The 25,553-nt window shown below is 57.9% G+C and carries 17 protein-coding genes, 5 pseudogenes and 1 other annotated feature; of the genes and pseudogenes, 5 read left to right on the top strand and 17 right to left on the bottom strand.

Going from position 1 to position 25,553, the window contains the following annotated elements; all coding sequences use genetic code 11:
• Positions 1-333 precede the first annotated feature (333 nt).
• Together NMA58_RS30050 and NMA58_RS30045 are read right to left on the bottom strand one after the other, a co-directional pair.
• Entirely contained in the window at positions 334-867 is a 534-nt protein-coding gene (locus NMA58_RS30050; protein WP_416068556.1) for a UPF0262 family protein, read from the bottom strand.
• Positions 868-1,051: 184 nt separating this feature from the next.
• Positions 1,052-2,053 carry an IS30 family transposase gene (locus NMA58_RS30045; protein WP_431324651.1) on the bottom strand — a complete coding sequence of 334 codons (1,002 nt, stop codon included), beginning with the start codon at positions 2,051-2,053 and terminating at the stop codon, positions 1,052-1,054.
• Positions 2,054-2,364: 311 nt separating this feature from the next.
• On the opposite strand from NMA58_RS30045, the gene NMA58_RS30040 reads away from it, so the two are divergent.
• On the top strand, positions 2,365-3,105 hold the full coding sequence (locus tag NMA58_RS30040) for a hypothetical protein (RefSeq protein WP_416068557.1): 741 nt from the start codon (positions 2,365-2,367) through the stop codon (positions 3,103-3,105).
• 17 nt (positions 3,106-3,122) lie between these two features.
• Here the strand turns inward: NMA58_RS30040 and NMA58_RS30035 are convergent.
• Positions 3,123-4,496, bottom strand: a pseudogene (locus tag NMA58_RS30035) (ISNCY family transposase).
• A gap of 293 nt (positions 4,497-4,789) precedes the next feature.
• Here NMA58_RS30035 and NMA58_RS30030 point away from each other — a divergent pair.
• Positions 4,790-5,527, top strand: a complete 738-nt coding sequence (locus NMA58_RS30030; protein WP_416068508.1) for a hypothetical protein — start codon at positions 4,790-4,792, stop codon at positions 5,525-5,527.
• 99 nt (positions 5,528-5,626) lie between these two features.
• Here NMA58_RS30030 and NMA58_RS30025 read toward each other — a convergent pair whose 3' ends face one another.
• On the bottom strand, positions 5,627-6,622 hold the full coding sequence (locus tag NMA58_RS30025; protein WP_210633345.1) for an IS30 family transposase: 996 nt from the start codon (positions 6,620-6,622) through the stop codon (positions 5,627-5,629).
• 594 nt (positions 6,623-7,216) lie between these two features.
• Positions 7,217-8,251, bottom strand: a complete 1,035-nt coding sequence (locus tag NMA58_RS30020) for an IS110 family transposase (RefSeq protein ID WP_416068558.1) — start codon at positions 8,249-8,251, stop codon at positions 7,217-7,219.
• Positions 8,252-8,385: 134 nt separating this feature from the next.
• On the opposite strand from NMA58_RS30020, the gene NMA58_RS30015 reads away from it, so the two are divergent.
• A protein-coding gene (locus NMA58_RS30015; protein ID WP_416068559.1) for an IS630-like element ISRel6 family transposase occupies positions 8,386-9,334 on the top strand; the annotation gives its coding sequence in 2 pieces (ribosomal slippage) (positions 8,386-8,721 and positions 8,723-9,334; 948 coding nt in all).
• A 227-nt stretch (positions 9,335-9,561) separates the two neighbouring features.
• Here NMA58_RS30015 and NMA58_RS30010 read toward each other — a convergent pair.
• Positions 9,562-10,062: pseudogene (locus NMA58_RS30010) on the bottom strand (transposase); the annotation flags it as partial.
• Between the two features lie 68 nt (positions 10,063-10,130).
• Here NMA58_RS30010 and NMA58_RS30005 point away from each other — a divergent pair.
• Complete coding sequence (locus NMA58_RS30005; RefSeq protein ID WP_416068560.1) at positions 10,131-11,525, top strand: transposase; 1,395 nt, start codon at positions 10,131-10,133, stop codon at positions 11,523-11,525.
• Positions 11,526-11,544: 19 nt separating this feature from the next.
• On the opposite strand, the pseudogene NMA58_RS30000 reads toward NMA58_RS30005, so the two are convergent.
• Positions 11,545-12,303: pseudogene (locus NMA58_RS30000) on the bottom strand (IS256 family transposase); the annotation flags it as partial.
• Positions 12,304-12,744: 441 nt separating this feature from the next.
• On the opposite strand from NMA58_RS30000, the gene NMA58_RS29995 reads away from it, so the two are divergent.
• A complete protein-coding gene (locus NMA58_RS29995; protein ID WP_416068781.1) occupies positions 12,745-13,722 on the top strand; it encodes a nodulation protein NodZ in 978 nt (325 codons plus the stop codon).
• A gap of 36 nt (positions 13,723-13,758) precedes the next feature.
• Here NMA58_RS29995 and NMA58_RS29990 read toward each other — a convergent pair.
• The 10 genes and pseudogenes from NMA58_RS29990 to nifH form a co-directional block, all read right to left on the bottom strand.
• Positions 13,759-14,986: pseudogene (locus NMA58_RS29990) on the bottom strand (IS3 family transposase).
• Positions 14,589-14,705, bottom strand: a sequence feature (AL1L pseudoknot). It overlaps the preceding pseudogene by 117 nt.
• 88 nt (positions 14,987-15,074) lie before the next feature.
• Positions 15,075-15,540, bottom strand: a pseudogene (locus NMA58_RS29985) (NifX-associated nitrogen fixation protein).
• Between the two features lie 340 nt (positions 15,541-15,880).
• A complete protein-coding gene (fdxB, locus tag NMA58_RS29980; protein ID WP_416068561.1) occupies positions 15,881-16,198 on the bottom strand; it encodes a ferredoxin III, nif-specific in 318 nt (105 codons plus the stop codon).
• Positions 16,199-17,271: 1,073 nt separating this feature from the next.
• A complete protein-coding gene (locus tag NMA58_RS29975; RefSeq protein ID WP_416068562.1) occupies positions 17,272-17,760 on the bottom strand; it encodes a NifX-associated nitrogen fixation protein in 489 nt (162 codons plus the stop codon).
• Between the two features lie 4 nt (positions 17,761-17,764).
• Positions 17,765-18,247, bottom strand: a complete 483-nt coding sequence (gene nifX, locus NMA58_RS29970; protein ID WP_416068563.1) for a nitrogen fixation protein NifX — start codon at positions 18,245-18,247, stop codon at positions 17,765-17,767.
• Complete coding sequence (gene nifN, locus NMA58_RS29965; RefSeq protein WP_416068564.1) at positions 18,244-19,650, bottom strand: nitrogenase iron-molybdenum cofactor biosynthesis protein NifN; 1,407 nt, start codon at positions 19,648-19,650, stop codon at positions 18,244-18,246. The genes nifX and nifN overlap by 4 nt, the downstream gene beginning before the upstream one ends.
• Before the next feature lie 10 nt (positions 19,651-19,660).
• Complete coding sequence (gene nifE, locus NMA58_RS29960) at positions 19,661-21,151, bottom strand: nitrogenase iron-molybdenum cofactor biosynthesis protein NifE (RefSeq protein WP_416068565.1); 1,491 nt, start codon at positions 21,149-21,151, stop codon at positions 19,661-19,663.
• Positions 21,152-21,210: 59 nt separating this feature from the next.
• Positions 21,211-22,752 (bottom strand): nitrogenase molybdenum-iron protein subunit beta, encoded by a 1,542-nt coding sequence (gene nifK, locus NMA58_RS29955; RefSeq protein WP_416068566.1) that lies wholly within the window; start codon positions 22,750-22,752, stop codon positions 21,211-21,213.
• 102 nt (positions 22,753-22,854) lie between these two features.
• Positions 22,855-24,357, bottom strand: coding sequence for a nitrogenase molybdenum-iron protein alpha chain (nifD, locus tag NMA58_RS29950; RefSeq protein WP_416068567.1), 1,503 nt, complete (start codon positions 24,355-24,357; stop codon positions 22,855-22,857).
• 99 nt (positions 24,358-24,456) lie between these two features.
• On the bottom strand, positions 24,457-25,350 hold the full coding sequence (nifH, locus tag NMA58_RS29945) for a nitrogenase iron protein (RefSeq protein ID WP_416068568.1): 894 nt from the start codon (positions 25,348-25,350) through the stop codon (positions 24,457-24,459).
• Positions 25,351-25,553: the final 203 nt, after the last annotated feature.

Here is a 25,553-nt window from a genome sequence, read left to right as displayed (position 1 = left end):
AAACCAGGCCAACTAACTCGCCCTACGGTAGAGCCTGAAAATCAGTCGGTTCCGCAAAAGCTGTGCTTCCAGATCCTGTTGTTCATGTATCGAAAGCGAGAAAAAGTCTCATCGGTGAGACGCCCGGCTGGTTATAGCGCGGCTTCGAGCTGCAGAGGTTTGAGATCATCGACGCGGGGAAGCCCTAGTAACAGCGGATGCTTCAGTGGTGCCAGTGGTCCTCGGATGTTGTCATCAGTTGCCGCAGTTTTTGCCCACCTCCGCTGCTTTTTGTCTTCAGATCATGAGACTGCCACCGCAGGACGGGACTGCGGACGGAAGCGTTCGCCAGCGTCATGCCAGCCTCCGCAAGTGTCCGCGATGCTGCTGGTTGCTGATCAGCAGCACGTGGATCAGGGTGAACAGCCGCCGCGCGGTGTCGATGTCGACGGTGACCTTGGAGGCGAGACGCGCCTGCAACAGTTCGGCCGCTTCGTTGTGGATGCCGCGGCGCCCCATGTCGATCGCCTCGATCTTCTCCGGACTGGCGCGGCCGGCGGCGTCGTTGAAGCTGTCGCAGATGAGGGCATAGTCCTTGAGATGCCGGCGAAACGGCGTCAGCGACAGATGGTGGCTGACCACATGCTCGCCGCCATCCAGCGAAATTGTCATCACCAGGCGGCGGTCGACCAGTGCAAGCTGGAGGCGGTAGGGGCCGCCGTCATGGCAGACGGGAGCGAAACTGTTCTCGTTCAAGAGATCGAAGATCGCAATCGCCTGTTCCCGCTTGAGATGCGGATCGTCCTGAACGCGAAACGAGCCATCGAGCGAGACGGCGCAGAGCCGTGCGCCGGACGGTGAGGCGTTGGAGCCCGCGGCCGCTTTCATGTCAGGCCTCCGCTTGGCGGGACCAGCATCGTACACGGTCGGGATAGAGGAGACTGCCGTCGGCCTCGCGAGCCAACGGCAGCCGAATTACCCCGGGGGACCGGCGTCACGGTTCCCTCCGAGGTCACGGCAGATTTGGAGGAGCTAACCCAAGTGCATCACGCCCGTTTTGCAGGGTAGGGGATCACACCTGATCCTGCAAATGCGCCATGAACACCTCGGCCGGCGTCTTGTAGCCAAGGCATTTACGGGGTTGGTCGTTGAGATGTCGTGCGAGTTGGATGAGGTCGCGCTGTGACACGGCGGCCAGATCTGTAGCTCCTGGCATGAAGCGGCGAATACGTTTGTTGGCGTTTTCGACAGTTCCCTTTTGCCACGGTGCACTCGGGTCGCAGAACCAGCTACGCGCGCCGATCCCTTCTTCCAAAGCCCTGAATCCGGCAAACTCGGTACCGCGATCAAAGGTGAAGCTTTGACGTGCAAAGGCCGGCAAAGGAGAAAACGCTCTAATGATCTTGTCCATGATCGGGCGTGAATGCCGGCTTGGATTCTTGATGAGAACGGTGTAGCGGCTCTTGCGCTCCACGAGGGACGTGAGATTGGCGTGGCCGAGTGGACGCTCAAAGATGAGGAGGTCGCCCTCCCAATGCCCGAACTGCGATCGATCTCCAATAAAATCAGGACGTTGGGATATACGGTGCGAGGCTGGAAACACACCGTCGCGCGGCTTCCTGGAGCGCAGTGGACGACGTTTGCGACGCGCTTCCGGGAGATACTGATAGAGGCCAAGCCCATAGTCTTCCTTGCTGTAAATGAAGCGGTAGATTGTCTCTTTACAGACGCGGACGAGGCTGTGCCCCTCCAACAACAGGCGCCCGGCAATCTGCTCCGGAGACCAGCGTGCCTCCAGCTGGTTGATGATCTCCGTGCGTAAATCCGGGTGCCGCCGCAGCTTTCTCAGCCGGCGTCGCCGCTCCTTAGAGATATCGTGCGCTACCGTGCTGTAGTAGCCGTCGTAGTCCGGCAGTTCGCGATCGTGAAACGTGTTGCGCTTGATCTCGCGGTAAATGGTCGAGCGGTGACGGCCGAGCTGGCGGGCCATTTCGGTGACGGGAACTTTTGCCGCCACCAGCTGATGTAGGCGTCGTCGGTCGGCGAGAGCAAGCTGCGTGTAGCATCGGGACATGCTAAAATCTCCAAAGTGAAGCCGTTGAAATCATTGGCATGTCGCACTTCATCCTTGAACCCACCCCCCTACACAAAATGTGGCGAAGAAGTTGGAATGTCCGTTTTGCCGCAAAGTAGAAATGTCACTTTGATCTTTCGTACGCCACGACCGACCAGCCCCGATCTGACCGGCTGATCCGGTTGCAAGATCAGATCGGGGCGGGTGAGGGACCACCCTTCCGGCTTTAGCTTCCTCACTATCAATTCGTCTTTTCCTGGTAGATGGTTGACGGCATCTACATGCCGCGAGGTTAGAATCAGGACTGCGCCATGCTTCCGCAAATCAAATTGCTGGGCGACGTCGATGTCGCCGCCCTCTCGCCGCTAATGCGCGGAATGATCCTGGCCCTATCCTATGCGGACACTCAAGGAGGCATCGGCTTGACAGCCACAGGCGCCATGAACCGCAAGTTCGTGCACTGGGCCGCCGTTCACTTCCATTGGCCCGGCTATACATCCGAAGACCTCTACAGCATGAACAAGGTCCTCAACGAAGCGGACATGCCTCCGCTTTGGGCAGTGCGGGACATGCTTCAGCACTTTAAACTTCTTCGCCGAAAAAAAGACATGCTGCTGCCGACCAAACGTGGACGGGACTTCCAGGCAAGACCGAAAGCCTACTTCGATCTGGTCGCTACGGATTATCTCTATGCATACATCCACGACGGCCAAAGGCAGGGGGAGATGCGCAACCGGATGCGCTGGTGGGACGTCTTCCTTAATCTTATTAATATCATGTCGACATCGGGATGCTCATTGAATGAACTGGCGAACGAATTATTCCCAAGCGAATCCTATCCTTTGATCGAAGAGCAGATGACCGTGGAAGATTGGGCGCTGAGATCAGAGTTTCGTTCCAGCGTCATTCGCCCCTTATGCTGGCTGGGTTTGCTGTATGAAGATCGCCAGGGGCTGGCCATGTGGGAGGAGGGCGCTTACCATAAAACGCCACTATGGCCAGCTTGCCTGCAGCTGGAATCCGACACGCAAGCCCAAATCGGTGTCCATTGATCAACCCTTGAAAGCTCTTACTCGGCAGCATCGAGCCGCGAGAGTGCCTTCTCCCGCCGCGCAATCACTGCCGGATCGTTCATGAAATCCGTCCGCCGTCCCGGCTTGCGCCCACGCGGCTTATAGCCATTTTTGTCGCTGTTGCTCCTCACGACCGGCTTTTCCTGCTGGTCCTGACGCTCCTTGATATAGGCTAAGAGTTCACCGAGCCGCTTGTTCTCGGTAATCGCCGCATGCGTCACCCGCTGGTCCTTGTCGAACACCGAGTAGGGCAGAGAATAACCTTTCCAACGCACATCCAGCCGCCCGTCAGCATAGGCATAGGTCTCGACATAACGACCGACCAGACCACGCGTCACCTCGGTCTCCTGCAGCATGATCCGCTTGCGTTCAAACGAAAACGTCAGCTGCGATCCGACATAGCGCTGCTCGCGCTTGCACAGGATCTCAGCCAGTCGATCCGCCGCCAGATTCATCGGTCGATGCAGGTCCTCAGACCGCGCAGGGGCGATCGCAAAGCGCTGATTGTAGTTCTCCATGAAGTCCGGCAAAAACGCATTGCCTGCCTCCATCGTGTCGATCCCGGCCAGCCGCAGCTCCTTGACTAATCGGTCCTGCAGCGTCCGGTTCATCCGTTCGACGCGGCCCTTGGCCTGGCTCGAATTTGCACAAAGGATCTCGATGTTTAGCTCGCAAAGAGCGCGCCCGAATTGGGTCATGCCCTGGCCGCCCTTGGCATCCTTCTTCGCCACCCGAAACACCGAATGCTTATCCGAGTAGAAGGCCACAGGCGCGCCGTGACGCTTCAGATAGAGCTCCAGCGCCTCGAAGTAGGTGAAGGCGCTTTCGGAACGTACAAAGCGCAACTGCATCAACCGGCCGGTCGCATCATCAACAAAGACCAGCAGCGAGCACGGATCTCCGCGATCTTCGAACCAGCGATGCTCGGAGCCGTCGATTTGCACCAACTCGCCATAAGCCTCGCGTCGTAGTCGCGGCTGATGAAACGTCCGACGCTACTTGCGCGATAGCCACAGGCCGGCATCAACCATCCAGTTGCGCACAGTCTCGCGCGACACCCGCAATCCATCTCGCTCGGCAAGCTTCTCGGCGGCCAGCGTCGGCCCGAAATCTGCATAGCGTTCGCGAACCAGCGTCACCGCATAATCGCGAACACCATCACCGATCCGGTTGTTCGAAGGCCGGCCGATCGCCTTATGCCTTATCGACGCTGCGCCGTCAGTTTTGATCCGATCCAGCAGCCGACGCACCTGGCGCGTGCTCAGCTCAAGCACATGTGCCGCCGACACCAGCGTCTCGCGGCCCGCGATTACCTTCGACAAAACCTCGATCCGCTGCAGGTCGCGCTCGCTCATCGCTATCAGTCCCATCCGCAATCTCCCAGGTCATCAAAACGCGGGGAGAGTGACATTCCAACTTTGCAGAAACAGGACACTTTAACTTTGCGGTGTGACTTCTAATGTAAATGCAACAAGGGCTTAAAGGCTACTACAGGGCAGGGAGATCAGCCCCCGATCCGACCGGCTGGGCCGGGTTGAAAGGGCGGAGCGGGGGCGGGTGATGACGCACCCCTTCGGCTTTAGCTTTCTCACTAGCAATTGTTCTTTTACCGCTCGATACTCGCTGGGACTTGCATGGCGCAGTTGGGGATCAAAGCCGCACGATGCTTCCGGAAATCAACCTGCAAGGTGACGTCGACATCGCCGCGCTGTCACCACTTCTTCGCGGCATGCTTCTTTCGGTTGCCTATGCTGACGGTGAGGGTGGCATAGGATTGACGGCGACCGGCGCCATGAACCGCAAGTTCGTGCATTGGGCCGCTGTGCACTTCCTCTGGCCAGGATTCACAGCCGAGGACCTCTACAGCATGAACAAGGTGCTCAATGAAAGCGACATGCCGCCGCTTTGGGTCGTGCGCGACATGGCCCGTCATCTGAAGCTTCTTCGCGGGAAAAAGGATGTGCTGCTGCCAACCAGACGCGGCCGGGAGTTTTTGGTGAACCCGCAAGCCTTCTTCGATCTGGTCGCCACGGATTATCTCTATTCCTATGTCCACGCCACCGAGCGGGAAGAGGAGGTCCGAGCGCGGTTACGCTGGTGGCGCATGTTCCTCAATCTTCTCAATATCAAGGCCAGAGAAGGTTGCACGCCAATGGACGTTGTGAAAATCCTCTATCCAGACCTGGCGCCTTTGTCGGACACCGAAATGACCATAGGAGCCTGGGAGTTGAAATCCGATCTTCAGTATGGCGTCTTCCAACGCTTATGCTGGCTCGGCTTGCTCTACGAGGCACGAGAGGGGCTCACTCTTCTGCAGGATGGATCCTTCCACAAGACGCCACTTTGGGCAGCTTGCCTGCAGTTGGAATCGGATACGCAAAGCGATATCGGCGTGCATTGACGATCTCTATTCTGCCGCTGGCTGCCTAATAACACTTTCTCTCGCCGCGCAATCACCGCAGGATCATTCATGAAATCCGTCCTCCGCCCCGGCTTGCCGTCATTTGTTCACTTCACGCCTGAACACTTCAGCTGGGGTGCGGAACCCAAGGCATTTTCTCGGCGTACTGTTCAACCGATCGATCAGTGATCGTATCGATTCATCAGGAACGGACAGGACAGCAGTATCCCTCGGCAGGTAACGCCGAATCCGCCGATTCATGTTCTCAACGGAGCCTTTTTGCCAGGGCGCAGACGGATCGCAGAACCATGCATCGGTTCCCATTCCTTGCTTCAGTCGCCGCCAGGAGACGAATTCAAATCCGCGATCAAACGTCAAACTTTGCCGGGCATGCCTGGGCAGGGGGCTGAGCACGTTGATGAGCCGCTCCATGATCGGCTTGGACTGCCGGTCGTTGTTCTTGAACAGCATGGTGAACCGGCTCATCCGCTCGACAACCGTTGCCACATTGGCATTGCCCTGAACCCTTTCGAAGATCATCAGATCGGCTTCCCAGTGACCGAATTCCTTGCGATCGTTGATGGCTTCCGGCCGATGTTTGATCGAACGCTCATCTGGAAAGACCGGGTTCTGCGGTTTGCGAGCATATCTCGGCCGGCGCTTTCTCCGCCGTTCCGGAAGAAGCCGCGCCAGTTGCTGCCGTTGTCCTTCCGGTGAATAGACATATCGGTAGATCGTCTCGTGACAGACGCTTGCCTTGGCCGCTGGTTCGATCTTCAGTCGTCCAGCAATCTGTTCCGGCGACCAGCCGGATTCCAACTTTCCGATCACTTCGTTCCGCAGATCCTCGCGACGAAAGAGCTTGCCGATCCGCCGGCGCCTGTCGCGCGCCATGTCGTTGGCGGTCATCGCCCAGTAGCCCTCGGCATCGGGGAATTCCTGATCGTGCCAGTAGTTGCGTTTGATCTCCCGGGAGATGGTCGCGCGGTCCCGGCCGAGGCGTCTGGCGATCTCAGACTGGCTAAACTTCTGATCCAACATCCTGGAAATCGATCGGCGTTCGTCAAAACTCAAATGCGAAAAGGTACGGATCAAACCATGGCTCCCGAAAAGCAGGCAGCTTAGCGCCTTTGTTGCAGTTCGAGATAGAATGTGCCCCCGCTACATGTAAATGTGGCGTAACCTAATTTATGGAACAGCAGAGCGGTTTTCGCTCTGTTGCTTTTTGCGACCAAACCGCCTGTTGCGTTCTCGCGCTACGTCGAAGTGTAGAAGTATGCGACTAAGGTCGACCGGATTTAAGCGCTCGAGCGTGGGCCGCCTCTGCATCATGAGCCAAGTGATTCGGCTTTGGGGGCGCTCGTCTGCGCCTTCAGACGCGCTAGAGCGGATCATTACTTATCGGAATCGGTGCGGGATTCCCATATGTGGAACGGCTCTGCGGTCAAGGTGTTCAATCGTTGATATTCCGGGGGCTGGTGCGCCCATATGTCCGGCCTTTTCGCGCAGCAATTGGGCTACTGGCCTTGATGACGTTCGCGACTGGAGTGACCTAAACAAATCAGCGAGCTCGAAGCACGTTGGGAATCACGGTCTTGATCCAATCCGGATGTCTTTCCTCGGGGTCATCATTGATCTTGCACCTTGGGCCTCAGCTTGTCAGCCACGACAAGCGATCTGCATTCGGTCCTAGGCCGCCATCGTTTCGTTCGCCGTGCTATGGAATTGACCACCTCTCACTAGAAGAGCCCAAACAATGCGGGCCATCTTGTTGGCAAGCGCAATGGCGGCGACCTTATATGGCCTGCGCTTGATCAACTCCGTGAGCCATGCTGATGCCTTTGCGCCTCGACGTGCGTGCTGGATAACGGCGGACGCCCCCACAACCAACAGAGATCGTAAGACCGGGTTTCCCATTTTTGAGATTCTTCCCAATCTGGTTTTCCCGCCTGTGGAATTTGATTTCGGGGTCAGGCCTATCCAAGCCGCAAAATGACGCCCAGACTTGAAGGCCTTTGGGTCGGGTACAAATGCCGCGATGGAGCTGGCAGTGATTGGACCCACACCTGGAATTGAGGTCAGCCGGCTCAATGTCGCATCCTGTCGGCTTTCGCGGATCATGTGCTTCTCCAACTTAACGATCTCCGACGTGTAGGCCTCTATCTGATGGGTCAGGGGCAAGAGGGCGATGCGGGCCAAGGGTGGCAAGCGGGCATCATCCTCGTCACGGACGATTGCGGCAAGGTCGTCGACCTTGCCCACACCTCTGGATGTGGTAATGCCCAGTTCGGTAAGATGACCGCGCAAAGCGTTGATCGTTTGGGTGCGCTGCCGAACCAGCAGGTCCCTTGCCTTCAAGAGCATAGCCGTCGCTTGCTGGCCGACGGTCTTGAGCGGCACGAAACGCATTGACGGTCGGCCTACAGCTTCGCATATCGCCTCAGCGTCTGCCGCGTCATTCTTGCCTCTTTTGACATAGGGCTTCACGTAAGCAGGTGGGATCAACCGAACTTCATGTCCGAGAGCCTTGATCTCTCGTGCCCAGTAATGAGCGCCTCCGCATGCCTCCAATCCAACGACACACGACGGGATCTTCCTGAAGAACTTCAAAACCTCAGAGCGTCGAAGCTGCCTACGAAGGATTGTCGTCCCTTCGTTGTCTACTCCATGCAACTGAAAGACTTGTTTGGCCGTGTCGAGACCGATTGTCGTGATCAAAGTCATAAGAACGCTCCAAGCTGTTTACCGAACAGGATGCTCGGCCTCTTTTCAGGATAGGGTGGGAGCAGAGCCGTTCCACAACATCAAATCAGCAGATTTGTGATTCATGATGGATGCTGGAATGGAGGCCAGCATCCATGACGCGACCCTATTCGAATGATCTTCGCGAGCGAGTCATTGCAGCGGTTGTGGACGGTCAGAGCTGCCGGGTGGTGGCGGAGCGGTTCGACATAGCTGTCTCATCCGTGGTGAAGTGGTCGCAGCGTTATCGGGCCACCGGTAGTGTGTCGCCCGGTCAGATGGGCGGCCATCGCCGACGTGTGCTGGAGCCGCACCGCGCCTTCATCGTCGAGCAGATCGAGCAGACATCACATCTGACGCTACATCGGCTGAAGGATGAGTTAGCCGCCCGCGGTGTGAGCGTCTCCCACAATGCCATCTGGCAGTTCATGCGCCGCGAGGGCTTGAGCTTTAAAAAAAACGCTGTTCGCCCTTGAGCAGGGCCGCGCCGACATTGCCCGCCGCAGAGCTCGCTGGAAAGCCTGGCAAGACCGCTTCGATCCGAAGCGGCTCGTCTTTATCGACGAGACCTGGATCCGCACCAACATGGCGCCGTTACGCGGCTGGGGGCCGAGGGGCAAAAGATTACGCGGCTTTGCCCCGCATGGCCGCTGGCGCACCCTCACCTTCCTCGGCGCCCTACGCTGCGACAAGCTCACTGCGCCCTGCGTCTTCGACGGTCCCATCAATGGCGAATGCTTTCACGCCTATGTCCGCCAGCAGTTGATCCCGACCCTCAAACCTGGCGACATCGTCATCCTCGATAATCTCGGCTCTCACAAAGCCAAGGCCATCCGTGATGCCATCAGGGCCGTCGGCGCCAGGCTCTGGTTCCTGCCGAAATATTCCCCCGACCTTAACCCGATCGAGCAGGCCTTCGCCAAGATCAAGCACTGGATGCGCCAAGCCCAAAAGCGAACCATCGAGGAAACCTGGCGCCATCTGGGCATACTCGCCGACACCATCAAGCCAGAGGAATGCGCCAACTATTTCTCAAATGCTGGCTACGCTTCCGTCAAAACATGAAAGGCTCTAGTGCGGGGACTGTCGGCGCGTTGTTGTACGTGGTCTCAATATGCAGCTCATGATGTGTCGTTGAACTCGGCGAATGGTAGCCTTTGCTTGCCGGATATTATTGGCGCACGGATCGTGAAGCGCCAGCGAGGTCCTCCTTGGGACTGCAGATCGCGTCTTTTGGAGTGGTGTAGCTCGGCTTGGTGATCGCCGTGCTTTCCGGCTGAGCCGGGAAAGGGTCAGCGAGCCGCAGCAGGCGGGCTGATGAGGGGATCATCGCTCATTTGTGCGATGGTCTCAAGGGTCATGTAACGGGATCGCTGAACGGCCCATTCGTCATTCTGTTCGAGCAACAGTGCACCGACGAGCCTGACGATGGCGTTCGAGCGGCAATCGATTCACTGGATCGATTGCTCTTCACTCTCACCGTTGGGGAAGATGCCGACGACGTCAGTGCGTCGCTTGATCTCGCCATTGAGACGCTCAATGGGGTTGGTGCTGTGCAGCTTGGTCCAATGCTGCTTTGGGAAGGTCATGTAAGCCAGCACATCTTGCTCGGCATTGTCCATGAGGTTTGCGAGCTTTGGCACTTTCGGCCTGATCTGATCGGCAACGCTGCGCCACTGTGTGCTTGCTGCTTCCGGCGTGTCCTGGGCAAAGGCTGTGGCGATGAAGGCTGAGACGACCCGTCGGCCACTCTTTCCGGCATGCGCCAACGCGTTTCTCATGAAGTGCACCCGGGGGCTGTTGAAGAAGTCTCATGCGTCTGATTCAATTGGGCAATCGTTGATTCTCTGGAGGGTTCACGATGCTCGGCCGTAAAGAACGCGATCAGCTCGAACTGTACATGTGCGGCTCGCTGCGGGAGTTGATCCCGGACGATCACATACTGGTTAAAGTAAATGCGGTTTTAGACCTCTCCTGGCTGCACGAGGAGGTTGCCGAACTTTATGCTGCCGGTGTCGGTCGACCCGGCATTGACCCAGATGTCGCAGTTCGCTTGATGCTGGCGGGCTTCCTGCTCGGAATTGTCCACGACCGTCGCCTGATGCGTGAGGCGCAGGTTAATATTGCGATCCGCTGGTTTGTCGGTTTCGGTTTGCATGAAGTTCTTCCCGACCATTCATCGCTGACACGCATCCGTCAACGTTGGGGTGCCGAGCGCTTCCGGAAGATTTTTGAGCGAACGGTAAAAGTCTGCGTGGCAGCCAAGATCGCCAAGGGAGAGATTGTTCATGTCGATGCTTCTCTCATCCGTGCGGATGTGAGCTGGGAGAGCCTCGCAGTTCGCCATGTGGATGCTGTCGCCGTCGCCAACGAAGACACTGATGGAGAGCCCAAGAGTCGTAAAACCGGTAAATACAAGAAGGTCTGTGTCACTGATCCCGACGCGTCGATGGCGACGAACGGGCGCAATCGTAGGCTTGAGCCGGCATACAAGCAGCATGCCGTGGTGGACGATGCTTACGGCGTAGTTTTAGATGTCGAGGTCACTACAGGCGAGATCAATGAGGGGCAGGTCATACTTGGTCGTCTCGACACGGTCGCCGCGCTGACAGGTTCGGAAATCAAAACTGCAACAGCAGACGCCGGCTATGCTTACGCCAAGGTATTTGCTGGCATGGAAAAGCGGGCGATCGAAGCGATTATTCCGGCAAAAGCAGAGCCGATCCGCAGCCCAGTGCCTATGCACCGGTTCCGCTACGACGCCAAGCACGACACCAAATGCCCGCGCGGCAAGATGTTGAAGGCGGGTCGCGCTGTCAAACATGGGCGCTTCTTCACATCGCGAGCTGCCGATTGCCGGCATTGCGATATGTCCCGACTCTGTCTTTCGAAGGGACGTGTTAACAAAGCTGTGGTGCTGGGCGACGACTATCCTGCACTTCTGCGAGCTCGCCGCCGTCGAGAACGCTGGTCGGATGAAGACCGAGCTTTGTACCAGCGCCACCGCTGGCGCTCAGAGGGCTACCATGGTGAAGCCAAGACCTCGCACGGGCTATCGAGAGCGATCCGGCGCGGCCTGACAAATATGAAGATTCAAGCCTATCTGACAGCCGCAGCAGTCAACTTGAAACGCCTGGCGAGCGCATTTCTGGCCATTTTGCTGCTCGTGTGCTGCCGAGAAGCCCCCAACTCAGTTCGAGATCGGCTGCGAGAAGGAAAAGCCTTTGCATTTGGATTGCTGGTGGCCTCCGCATAACAGCCGCCAACATTCGATTTTTCAACAGCCCCACCCGGCAACGCTGCCAAGTGGCGGAAAGAACTTTGGAGACGGCAGCTTTGATGCCTTCATGGGCATCGGAAACCACAAGCTTGACGCCGCTGAGACCGCGTCTGGTCAGCTTGCGCAGGAACTCCGTCCAGATCGGTTCGGCTTCCGATGTGCCGATCTCCATGCCCAGCACCTCGCGCCGCCCGTCGGTGTTGGCGCCGACAGCGATGATGACGGCCACAGAGACAATGCGCCCGCCGCGCCGGACCTTGAGATAGGTGGCATCGATCCACAGGTATGGCCAATCGCCTTCGATCGGCCGGGCAAGGAAAGCCTTGACCTTGTCGTCGATCTCCTCGCACAGGCGGGAAACCTGGCTCTTGGAAATGCCGCTCATCCCCATCGCCTTGAACAAATCATCGACCGAGCGGGTCGAGACACCCTGGATGTAGGCTTCCTGGATCACGGCCGTCAGAGCCTTCTCGGCCATGCGGCGCGGCTCCAGGAAGCTCGGAAAATAGCTGCCCGTCCTGAGCTTTGGGATACGCAGCTCGACGGTTCCGGCCCGCGTCTCCCAGTCCCGCTCGCGGTAGCCGTTGCGCTGGGCAAGCCGAAGTGCATTCTTCTCGCCATAGGGCGCGCCCGTCTTGGCGCCGACCTCCAGCTCCATCAGCTTCTCGGCGGCAAAGCCGATCATCTCACGCAACAAATCGGCATCGGCGCTCTTCTCAACGAGCGAGCGCAAGTTCATCATATCGTCGGTCATCAGTGGTCTTTCCATCAGGTTTGAGCTTGAACAACCCGACCCTACCGGAAAACACTGATGATCACCCGCTACGCCGCTCACTCCCTACAGCGCTGTTGTGGGCGCGCTCGCGAGCGGCCTAGCTACCGTCGAATTACACCTCGCCCCGGGACGCGACCGGACTGCATTGCATCGATCTCATGGATGGGTGCTATCCAAACAATAAATTTTGCCGATGCCACTGGCCACACTAGAAAGCGCTGAGTTTGAGTGGAGGAGAGTGCATCAGGCAAATGCAAGCGACGCAAAAAAATAGTGGGCCTTCAAGAGGAAACATCAGGTTCTCACGGTGCTGCAGGGTCCGCCACCACACTGGCCGGCGCCGTGGTCGAACAATCATGGACCGAGCGCCCGCGCCAGATCCAACTCGCCCCCTTGCATTCGGAAACGGGGCCGCCGCGAATGCTTGATGGTCAGTTGATCGAGAATCGGTTCGTTGTCTCTCGGAGGCGTACCGGTTTTGGTGACTGTCTGTGGTCGTTAGCGGCCGCTTGGCAGTACGCGCAGCGCACGGGGCGAATGCTCGCCATTGACTGGCGTGGATCGTGCTATCTTGACCAACCCTTCGCGAACGCATTTCCGGTGTTCTTCGAACCGGTCAAAGACATCGATGGCGTGTCGGTTATTTGCGACGACCAGATCAACGAATTCTCATTCCCGGGACCATTCTACCCAGACTGGTGGAATAAGCCGTCAATCGATTGCCTTTACCGACCAGATGAGCAGGTCTTCCGAGAACGCGATGAACTAAGCGAGCTTTTTCAGGCCCAAGGTGATGTGGGCGCTAAAACTGTGGTGTGCGACGCGTGCTTAATGTGGCGTTGCGATGAGAGAGCCGAACGGCAGATTTTTCGGAGTGTCAAGCCTCGGTCTGAGATTCAAAGCCGCATAGAGACCATCTATCAGGAGAGCTTTGCGGGACACAGTGTCATTGGTGTTCATGTTCGGCATGGCAACGGCGAAGACATTATGGACCATGCACCCTATTGGGCCGATCCGGAGCTGGCGATGCGCCGAGTATGCACTGCCATTGATAAGGCAAAAACTTTAGGCCACCCAAAACCTGTGCGGATATTCTTGTCGACGGACAACGCGCAGGTGGTGGCCTACTTGTCGGACATGTTCCCCGATCTTATCACCATCCCTAAGCGTTTCCGATCGCATCAGACTGGCCCATTGCACGTTCCAGAGCTTGGGGTTGACGGCGGAATTTCGGCTATCCTTGAGATGTATCTACTAGGGCGATGCGACACTGTAATTCGCTTCCCGCCGACGAGCGCCTTTACACGCTATGCTCGCCTTTTTGTACCACGGGTAATTGAGTTCGATGTGAATGATCCGAGTCGGTTAAACTTGATTGAAGGAGTGTCAAAGGCCTGAACCGCGCCGGGTTTGCCGGAGGCTGTTTGGTTTAAGTTATGCAGCCATGGCTGGTTCGTCCAGCATGGCGTAATACTGCTCCTCGGCTTCGGCGGGGGGAATGTTGCCGATGGGCTCCAGAAGCCGTCGATGGTTGAACCAGTCGACCCATTCCAGAGTGGCGAATTCAACCGCTTCGAAGCTGCGCCACGGTCCTCGCCGATGGATGACCTCGGCCTTGTAGAGGCCGTTGATCGTTTCGGCGAGGGCGTTGTCGTAAGAGTCGCCGACGCTTCCGAGGAAGGCTCGATGCCTGCCTCCGCCAATCGCTCCGAATACTTAATCGACACGTATTGAACGCCCCTGTCCGAGTGGTGAATCAGGCCGCCACCATGAACGGGACGCCGCTCATGAAGCGCCTGTTCCAAAGCATCGAGGACGAACCCGGCATGCGCCGTCCGGCTCACCCGCCAGCCGACAATCCGGCGCGCGAAGGCGTCGATGACGAAGGCCACGTAGACGAAGCCTTGCCAGGTGGCCACATAGGTGAAATCCGAAACCCAGAGCCTGTTCGGCGCAGGAGCCTTGAACTGGCGGTTCACCCGATCGAGCGGGCTCGGAGCCGTCTTGTCCGGGATCGTCGTGCGGATCGGCTTGCCCCGGATGATACCCTGAAGTCCCATCGATCGCATGAGCCGGGCGACGGTGCAGCGGGCTATATCGAAGCCCTCCCGCTTCAATTGCCGCCAGACCTTGCGCACGCCGTAGACGCGGAAGTTCGCCTCGAACACACGGCGTATCTCGATCTTCAAGGCAATGTCGCTGCGGGCGCGGACCGATAACCGGTCCACGTCCAGGCGTTTGGCAACGTTCTCGTAGTAGGTTGATGGGGCAATCGGCAGCAGCCTGCAGATCGGCTCGACCCCGAATACGGAGCGGTGTTCGTCGATAAAGGAGATCATCGCTTCAATGGGCGGTCGAGCTCCGCCATCGCGAAATAAGCGGACGCTTTGCGCAGTATCTCATTGGCCTGCCGAAGCTCGCGGTTCTCCCGCTCCAGAGCCTTCATCTTCTCGGCGACTTCGCTTGGGAGTCCAGGCCGGGAACCATCGTCCACTTCCGCCTTCTTCACCCATTCATTGAGCGTCTGCGCCATGCAGCCGATCTTGGCGGCGATCGAGGAAACCGCCGCCCATCGCGAGGAATATTCCCCTTGGTGATCCAAAACCATCCGCACTGCTCGGGCGCGGACTTCAGGTGAAAATTTGTTTGTTGTCTTGCTCATATCGGCTCCACTTTCTCAGAAGTTGGAGCCTCCGGCAAACCCGGCGCGGTTCAGTTGTGGCGTGATCTTTTCCTCTAAAACAGCGGCGCTACGCCCGTGCCACGTCCGGATCAGCTTCGGTGACTCGGGCCGCATCGTTGACCAGCTTAGCGCCCGTCCTAGTTTACGAAGAGACCTGAAGCCGAATCGGTAAATATCGCGCAGGGTTTTCGACAGAAGGACGAGCCGTCTGGTTGTAAAAAGCATACGCCCGAAGCCCTCATTGCTGATTTTCATAGTCCGCGACACCAAGAGGCCGGAGCGCTCCTCGATAGCGAACCCGACGGCCTGGTAAAACACGTCGAGCCTCCACAGTACGTCCGGATTGGGATCGCCTATGGGTGGAAGCGCATAGCACTTAAGAGGTCAAGCACATCAACGTCGCACTTTTCCTTCCAAGATCCGTTGGCATCCTGCGCGCGGATCAATCGCACAAGACACTTGATAAAAGGAGCGGTAACGACCTTGTCGTGGTCGAGATCCGGGATAACAGCGGGATTCGGTAATGTGCCGATCGTTTTAGTCCTTATTCTTCATGCTACCTTAGTCTTATATCTACTACGCGTTCTTCGGGCACCGTCCGATGCTAGTGCGAGATAGCCGCTCCCCACCATGCAAAATGCATTTGCAGCCATGCGCATTGGGAATGGTGAGAGCCGGCCCTTTCTGCCCGGTCCTTTCGATAGTTCTCCGAGTGCACCTCTCCCTCTCCCGCCAAACCAAAAAACGAACGCTTCCGAAATATGCAACTTGAAGAAGCACCGAAGTACCCAGTGCTATAATGATTACTTTGCGTGCGAGGACGCGACATAAGGACTTGAAAGGCAACGCCAGTTCTCCTGGTTCTCCGTCAGATCAACCAACAATTTGGTCAGCCGCGACATGGGTTTGGCACTTCTTCGGGCAGACGCGGGCGCAGGCTCCACAGCCGATGCAGCGGCCGGCGTGGTCGATAACCATGATCGTACGACTGAGCTCGCCATCGAAGTCCTCCTCCTCGCCGTCGCAGGCGCCGAGGATTTCACCCGATTCGTCGACGCCGTACAGGTGCATGACTTCGCGCGAGCAGACTTTGACGCAGCGGCCGCAGCCAATGCAGGTCACGGCATCAATCGCCGTCAGATATTGCGGAATCCACGTCGAGCCATCGCGGGTAAAGAAATGATTGGTCATCGTAAGTTCTCCAACGCAGGCTGCTCTCGGCAGCTGCCGAACGTGGAATGTCTTCCAAGTCGGACACGATCTCATCCCGTCACAACCGTCTTCGTCCGTCCGTATCCCCGTTTTTTGTTATTCAGCCTATCGGTGGCGGTCTGCTGATCATCGGTCCGCCATTGCAAAAATGTGCCGAGGCTTTTTCAAGCCTCGACCTTTGAGACGGTCGCCGCAGCGGGACTGTGGGGCATGTGGAGAGAGTGGCCCCGCTGCCTGATGTCGGCCCCGCGGGGAGAACGGGATGGCCGAGGTTCGTCGTTGCCAAGGTGGACCATCAATCCTGCCACTTCGGTACACCCATGGATCTCAATGCTCGCATTGCCCACCAGTTTCGCACCGGCGGCCGGCGAGCTTTCCAAGCGTCTCGAAGCCCAACCGACACACGTCGGTGAATACGACCAGGTTCGGGCATCCAGAAGCCCTCGTTGACCTCTCGTCTTAATCCGGGGAGCCACCGGCGGCCGGTGCGCGCGTCGCAAGCGCGACGGTGATGTGGAAAGGGTCGGAACCGCCGACAATCTGAAACGTATGGGCGCTGCCGCGCAGTCCCGCGCCTTGAAGTTCAGAATAAGGGAGCTGAAATCGATCCTCCTGTCGCCACTGACGATATGCATGTTGGTTCGAGATCGATAAGGGAGGCGAGCATACTTCCTCGTGGCGGCGCACGTGCCCATGCGCTCCTTGCAGTTCCATGCGATCTGACACAGACCTGCCATGTTTACCTTCCCTCGTTGATCCCTACCGATCGGCAGTTTTCGGCGCCTCTCAATGGAATGTCTTCAAGACTTGTGCCAGTTGGCGGCTGGACGAAAAACGGAGTTTGTTGCTGCTTTTCAGTCCTTTATTCAGAGGCAAAGAAAAGTTTGGTGAACGAGCCTGTGTCGCTGAACCGACAAATCTCGACGCCACCGTTCGGATCGCTACACATTGCTCCTCGCCGGCAGGTGGTGTCGACAGCAAAGCTCGCCGCTGCCCACGTCGGTCCTCAAGCGCAGAGAGGGCCAGCGATTAAATTATTGACGGTTCAACCGTCAGGCTCGCGCCACTTCGGGGTAGGTTTCGATAAGAGCGATCGCATCGTCGACGAGTTTTGCCCCGGCCTCTGCGAGGTTCCGAAGCGCCGCGAAGCGAAACCGGTGGACGTCGCGCACTGTTTTCGAAAAGACGACCAGCCGCCCCGTCGTGAGAAGCACTCGCCCAAAGCCCTCATGGCTGATCATCATAGTCGGCGACGCCACCAGACCGGTGCGCGCTTCGATTGTAAGGCCGACGGCGGTGTAAAAGAGATTGAGCCTCAACATGACATCCGGATCGGGATCGCAGATGATCGGGATTTGACGGCGCTGCTCTTCGGTGACGATGAATTTGGCCAACAGCTCCACGTCCGATGCGCCGTCCTGCCAGCCATAAGCATCCTCAGCGCGGATCAGTCGTATGAGGCATCTGACGAAAGGGGTGGCAAGGGCCGCCTCGTGCTCGTTGGCAGCGGGCGTGCCCGCAGTGGCCGACATTTCTTTCATGACATCAGTCCTCGTCCTCGAACGGTTTCTTTTCGGCGACACCTGCTTGCGCCAGAGCCTTGCGCAGCCACGGCGGCGGAGCCGTGCTAAGCATTTTCTGGGTTCGCGAAAGCACGTCTTGAATGGGTTCAGGATGCCCCACGTTTATCGGGTGGATTTTCGCCGATACCACCTTGGCTGCGGAAGGTCCGCCGATAGCCACACAAAAGAGGAGGTGACAGCCGCTCAACGCGTTGACCTTCGGTGTGATCCGGTCATCGCCCTCGATCCGATGCTTCCCGGTCTCGTCGGAGACGTCATCGAAGCTCACCGCTTCCACGAAATCCCAGCCGTTACGCGTCACATCGTAGACTGCAAAGTGCTTGGCCGATCCGAAATGGGCATTAAGCGCTTTCATATCCTGCGTCGCAATCGCGATGCGCAATGCGCCGTGATTCCGCGGGTGAATCTCGTCAGCGACGAGCGACAGGCGACGAACCGAATTCATCCGGCATTACTCCGGTTCCGCAGTGCATAGACCATCTCGGGCGATGGCGTGTGCTGGTTGGCCTGGAAGATGTTTGCCGCCTCGAAGATCATGTCGCGCGTGCCCCGATAGAGAATTGTGAGCTTGTGCTGGCTGCCGAGACGGTCAAATGCCGGGAAGCCGACGCGCAGGAGAGGAATGCCTAGGCGCTCCGCCGCTTGGCGGCCGTGCGAGTGGGTAACGAGAAGATCAGCGCCGCCGGCCAGATTTTCGAAATCGCCAAGATCGCCGATCTGGATCGATTCGGCGGGCACTTTCTCGAGAATTCGTGATGCACCGGTAGTGGTAACAGCCGCCACTATCTCGGCGCCAAGCCCGGTGAAGAAGGTGGCGAACTGGTAAAGCTGGTCCGGTTCGGCGGCGATCGCGATCTTCTTGCCGGCGAAATGGAAGTGTCCGTCGAGCAACGCGTCCTGCAGCTGTGAGCGGCAACGGTGGATCTTTGCCGGTGCCGGCACGCCGGAAATCTCGGAAAGAAGCGAGACGAACCGGTCGACGTTCCTCAATCCCGTCAGCGACTGGAATAAGGTGTATGGCACACCCGTCAGCTTCTGCAGCAGTTCAGCCGGCCGCCGCATATGTTCTCCGACTCCAATGCATTGCACCGCCGTGCCCAACTCCTGGATATCCTCAACGCTGGTGCCGCCGTAGGTGACAGGTATCCAGCGGTCGGGCACCGTTCCGTCAAGCGAGCCGGATACGTCCGGAAGGATCGCCGGCTTAAGCCCGAAACTTTCCGCGATCTCGCGCAAATGCTCTATGTCAGCGACCGTGAGATGCCAGCCGGGCAAGATCGCGAGTTTCTTCCGTTTCAACGGCTGCTCGCCAGGCTCTCTAATCCTCTCGATCACTGGTGCCTTTTTCGCGCGACGCGGCTGCTGGCCCCGCCGGGTAATCCGTTCGATCATTGCGGTGACCGCCTTGGACCATCCCTCCTCGAGGGCGCCATCGAAATCCGGCGTATTTGCCAGCACTATCTCCGTGCCAGGTTCATCCGCGCGCATCATTTTGATGTTGGCGATTTGCGTTGCGAAATCTTCAGAACGGGTTTCCGCTAGAGCCGTCGTGCAGATCCCGATCAGCCGCGGGTTCGCGCGCTCCTTCAAGTTGAGAATCGCTTCTTTCAGATGGCCTGCCCCGCCCACGACTACTGCCAATTCGTCCATTGCCGTAGTCTGCAAAGGGACCGTTTCCTTGAAATGGCGTACACATTGAACCAACGCGAAGCTGGTGCAGCCTTGGCTGCCGTGGAACAGCGGAACCGCACCCTCCACGCCGAGAAAGGCTAACGCGGCACCCAGCGGCTGGGACGACTTGAGCGGATTGACTGTTGCTGATTTGGTTTGGGGATAGACGTGAACCATTTACGTTACCTCAACACTCAGACAAGTCACCGACGTCGTGCCGGCGAGTTTTTGAGGGCGCGACACCCGCAGCCTCGGTGAGCGTGTGCGCGCTCGGTTGTTCCTCCGCATGAGAATCGATTTCCCACGGTGCGGGCTCCCGTACTTCGGACCAGATAGGGTTGTGAATAGCCAGGTCGATCTGGCGCACGAGCTCCGCCATGCCGTCATAGCCGGCATAGGGATGGTGGCGCTCCTGGTTGATATCAAGCCAAGGTGTCTTTGCCTTCAACGCAATGAACTGGGTGCGCCCGCCTGACAGCATGATGTCGGCCTTGTGCTCTGAGAGCATGGTGTAGAGCTCTCGAGACGCCATCGACTCGAACATGTGGTGCTCGTCCTTCAGCACCTGCTTGATGCGCTCCTTATCTCCGGCCGTCGATTTCTTGACCGAGGTGCCAACGATCTCCATGCCGATCTCCATCAATGCATGTACAAGCGACCAGGACTTCACGCCGCCGCTGTTGATAAGCACCCGCTTGCCTTGGAGCCGGGGGCGATATAATTCAAGTCTTTTCCACGCAATCGCCTCCTCCTCTGCAATGAGTGTATCGGTGCGATCGAGGATCTGTGCATCGGCACCTCTCTTTACGAGCAGCTCCGCAATCCGTCGGAGAGCTTCCGAGGTGGCGGTGATGCCGTAGAAGGACCCCTCAAAGAAGGGGATTTGCCAACGCTCTTCCATTTTCCGAGCAAGGTTGATGAGTGCCGTCGAGCACACCAACATGGCTGCGCGTGCGCGGTGCGAGCAGGCTACATCTCGGTAGCGCGCGTCACCGGGAATGCAGGCGCGAACGCGGATGCCAAGCCGGTCCAAAAGTGGCCTTATCAACCAGAACTCGCCAGACAGATTGAACTCTCCAAGGATATTGATGTCGTAAGGACCGACGTCATCAGGCTCCATGGTGCCGATGACGTGATCGAGCAATGCCTCGCCGGCGAGCTTGTTGCCGAGGTTCTTTGAACCAACGAAGCCTGGCGCATTGATCGGCACCACCGGTAAGCCGAATTTTTCCGCCGCGCGCTTGCAGACGGCCTGGATGTCGTCACCGATGAGTTCGGTTACGCAGGTCGCATAAACAAAGATCGCTGGCGGCGCATACGCTTCCTTGATCTGGCGCAGCGCGTGGAACAGCTTCCGCTCGCTCTGCCCAATGATGATGTCGAGTTCGGTTAGATCAGTGGTGAAGCTGGTGCGCCACAGCGTGGGACCGGACGACGCCGTACCTCGGTTGTCCCAGGAATTGCCCTCGCAGGCGAGCGGTGCATGAACCAGATGCGCGACGTCGGTGATTGGCTGCAGCACAATCTTGGCGCCATCGAAGGCGCAGCCTCCGGCTGCCGCGCCGGGGGTTAGCGGTTTCGAACAGCCCTTTTTGCGCGCCTTGTCATCTTTGGCTCGATTTATCTCGCAGCCGGGCTCGTCGAAAACATCCTGGATTTTAGCAGTGGGCGATTGCATTACGCTATTCTCCCAGTCCATCGGAAGAGGGTTGGCCGCGTCTCAGCCAACCGCTCCTTTTACCGCGTGAGGTCATAAGAATAATCCGTCACACCAAGCAGCATCGACTCGCGATCGAGTTTGTCGAAGATCTTGTCGAGGATCGTTGTTAGGACACGGAGTCCGCCCTGGTAGCCCATGAGCGGAAAACGATGGTGATGGTGTCTGTCGAAGATCGGAAACATAAGCCGGACGAGCGGCGTGCCGGTATCGCGCTCGAGGTACTTGCCATAGGAATTGCCGATCAGCAGGTCTACCGGCTCGGTGAAGAGCAGCGATCGCATTGCCCACAGATCCTTTCCAGGCCAGACTTGGGCATCCTTGCCGAAGGGAGAAGATGCAAGCAGCTCCTTCATCTCGGCTTCCCAGGCGGTCGTGCCGTTGGTGGCGAGGCAATGGATGGGTTCGCCGCCAGTTTCCATGATGAACCGGGCTGCGGCGTAGACGAAGTCAGGATCGCCGTAGATTGCATATTTTTTACCGTGCAACCAGGATTGGCTGTCTGCCATGGCGTCGATCAGTCGGCCGCGTTCCAAGCGTATTGTCTCGGGGATTTCCTTGCCGGAAATCTCCGACACCTTCATCAAGAACTCGTCGGTTGCCTTGACCCCGAGCGGGTAGTGGAAGGAGGCGGTAGCCTGCTCGAACTCCTGGCAATAATCGAGCGTCTTGCGGGTATTGTAGTGCTGCAGCGAGAGCGTCGCCTCCGCATTAAGTGCCGCTCTTACGTCTTTGATTTTCGTGCCTCCGTCATACATACGGAATTCGCCGTCGGACGGCGTATCGAATTGGTCGGAGGCATCCTGGATGAAGGTGTAGGACACGCCCATAAGGTTGAGCAGACGCTTGAGTTCGCGATTGTTCCCGACGCAGAAGCCATCGAAGCCCGGGATGATATTAATCGTGCCAGCCGCCTCCGTACGCTCCTTGCCTTTCCAGAAGTGCTCCAGGATGCCTTTGACCATGGCGTCATAGCCGTCGACGTGGCTGCCGACGAAGGCAGGCGTATGGGCGAAGGGTACGTCAAATTCGGGAGGGACTGAGCCTTCGCTCTTGGCGTTCTCAATGAAGCCATGCAGATCGTCACCAATGACTTCCGCCATACAGGTGGTAGAGACAGCAATCATCTTCGGGTCGTAGAGCGCGTAAGTATTGGCGAGCCCATCGACCATGTTCTTCAGGCCGCCGAACACTGCCGCGTCCTCAGTCATCGAGGATGAGACTGCCGATGAAGGCTCCTTGAAATGCCGCGAAAGGTGCGACCGGTAATAAGCAACGCAGCCCTGGCTGCCATGCACAAAGGACATGGTCCGCTCGAATCCCGCGGCGGCGAATACCGCGCCCAGCGGCTGGCAGGCTTTGGCTGGGTTCACCACGAGCGCTTCGCGGGCAAGATTCTTTTCGCGATATTCCCAGGTCTTGGTGTATTCAGCTTGGTCAGTGACGATTTGATCGGAGTGAGGACATTCGAAATTCAGCTTCTTCTCCGCTAGCATCTTTCTGTATTCCGGCTCGCGGAACAAGGGAGCATGGTCAAGAATCTTTTCGGCCGATTGCGGCATACTGGTCACCCTTTTTCATCTGGCCTCGTCAAACGGCGGCACAGGAAAACTTTTTGAGACGTCGGGTCTCCCGCGGGTTCCGGTCCGCGGAAGACCACGCTTCTATTCGGCTGCAACCGCTGCCGCAGGCGTGGTCACTTTCTTCCAGGGCGCGTCGTAGAGGTCCCAGACCGGATTGTTGATGGCCAGGTCCATGTCGCGGGCGAAGATGGCGAAGCCGTCATAGCCGTGGTACGGGCCGGAATAATCCCATGAGTGCATTTGGCGAAATGGTATGCCCATCTTCTGCACGGGGTATTTTTCCTTGATGCCGGAGCCAACAAGATCGGGACGAATCCTCTCGATGAACTTATCCAGTTCGTAACTGGTTGCGTCGTCATAGATCAGCGTGCCTTTCTTCACGTAATGGCCGGTGCGCTGATAGTCGTCGTTGTGGGCGAATTCGTAGCCGGTGCCGACGATCTGCATGCCGAGGTCTTCATAGGCGGTGATGACGTGACGGGGGCGCAAACCGCCGACATAGAGCATCACTCTCTTGCCCTGGAGGCGCGGCCAGTACTTGTCGATCACGGCGTCGACCAGCGGCCGGTACTTGGCGATGACCCTCTCGGCCCGTTCTTCGATCGTCGGGCCGAAATGCCTGGCAATCTTGCGCAGAGAGGCCTCGATCTGGGAGGGGCCGAAGAAGTTATATTCCATCCAGGGAATGCCGTATTTTTCTTCCATGTGCCGGCAGATGTAGTTCATCGAGCGGTAGCAGTGGATGAGGTTGAGCTTGGCCTTGGGGGCACGCTCCACTTCCGCAAGCGTCGCGTCCCCCGACCAGTTGCCGACGACGCGCAGGCCCATCTCTTCAAGCAGGATGCGCGAGGCCCAGGCGTCGCCGCCGATGTTGTAGTCGCCGACCACGTTGACATCGTAGGGACCGGGTTCGAATTCGATGTCCGTCTTGTCGAACACCCAGTCGCGGATGGCGTCGTTGGCGATGTGGTGGCCGAGCGATTGCGAGACGCCGCGGAAGCCTTCGCAGCGTACCGGCACGATTATTTTTTCGTACTCCTTGGCCTTCTTGCGCGAAACCGCCTCGATGTCGTCGCCAATGAGACCGATCGGACATTCGGACTGGATGGTGAGGCCCTTGTTCAAGGGAAACAGTTCCCCGATCTCATCGATGATCCTTTCCAGCTTTTTGTCGCCACCGAAGACGATGTCCTTCTCCTGAAAATCGGAGGTGAACTGCATCGTTACGAATGTATCGACACCTGTCGTGCCGACATAGTAATTGCGGCGCTGCGACCATGAATATTGACCGCAACCGACCGGCCCATGCGAGACATGGACCATGTCCTTGACCGGGCCCCAGACCACGCCTTTCGAGCCAGCGTAGGCGCAGCCGCGGATCGTCATCACGCCTGGAATGGACTTGATGTTCGACTTTACGTCACATTCGGAGATGGCCTGGCCTTCCTCGCCGGCCTCCTCGCTATCCGATGCGACACTGAGGTGCTTTTGGCGACGTTTCGCCGCTTTGTTTGGGTAATGCGACAGCACTTGCGTGATAAGCTCCTCATGGAGAGCACTGTCATTCTCGTAATCGAGGCTCATTCGCCTGCCCCTTTTCGCGGTTCGGGTGATGCCTCCAAGAGGAGGCAGCGTTGGTGGAATGTTGCGCCGGGTAAAGTTCCGACCTCGTCTGCGAGGCAGTCACTGGGCAGCTGCTACCGCCGCTTCTTTGGTCTGGAGTTCTGCAAGCATCTGCTCGTCGGTCTTCATGATGCCGAAGTCGAGCAGCATGTCCTCGAGTTCCTCCATGGTAATCGGGGTCGGGACGGTGCCCTGGCCCGAATTGGCGTGGATCTTTTCAGCCAGCGCGCGATATTCCGCCGCCTGCTTGGAGTCCGGTGCATACTGGATAACCGTCATCTTCCTGAGCTCGGCGTGCTGGACAATGTTGTCGCGTGGCACGAAGTGAATGAGCTTGGAATTGAGCTTGGCCGCGAGTGCCTCGGCGAGATCGAGTTCGCGGTCTGTCTGTCGCTCATTGCAAATCAACCCGCCGAGCCGCACGCCGCCCGAGTGGGCGTATTTCAGGATCCCCTTAGCGATGTTGTTGGCGGCATAGAGTGCCATCATCTCGCCGGACATTACGATGTAGATTTCCTGGGCCTTGTTTTCGCGGATGGGCATCGCGAAGCCGCCGCACACCACGTCGCCGAGCACGTCGTAGGAGACGTAGTCGACATCATCGTAGGCGCCGTTTTCTTCCAGGAAGTTGATCGACGTGATGACGCCGCGCCCGGCGCAACCGACGCCCGGCTCGGGGCCGCCCGACTCTACGCATTTGATGCCTTTGTAACCGACCTTCAGCACGTCCTCCACCTCGAGGTCTTCCACCGAACCTTCCTTTGCCGCGAGATGCAGGACCGTGTCCTGCGCCTTCGAGTTCAGGATGAGGCGGGTGGAGTCGGCCTTGGGATCGCAGCCCACGATAAGGATTTTCTGCCCGAGATCGACTAGGGCCGCGAGCGTATTTTGAGAGGTGGTGGATTTGCCGATACCACCTTTGCCGTAGAATGCGATTTGACGCAGACCTGCCATGTTGCTTTCCTTCGTTTGTTCGAACCATCGCGGTTGCCCGCAGAATGAATGTCGCCGGCAGCTTTTGCCGCCTGCGTAAGGATGGTTACAAGACCCGTGCCAACTCGGCGGGTAGACCGAATAGAGTTACATTGTTGTACGTTACCAGTTACTTATGCGGAAACGAGACTACCTGCATCACAAATCAAATCCTTGTCGCGGAA

Source organism: Rhizobium sp. YTUHZ045 (assembly GCF_051124255.1).
In the GTDB taxonomy this organism is placed as follows: domain Bacteria; phylum Pseudomonadota; class Alphaproteobacteria; order Rhizobiales; family Rhizobiaceae; genus Rhizobium.
The sequence above is the reverse complement of the archived record's forward strand: the minus strand, read 5'-3'. Positions and strand labels throughout refer to the sequence as shown.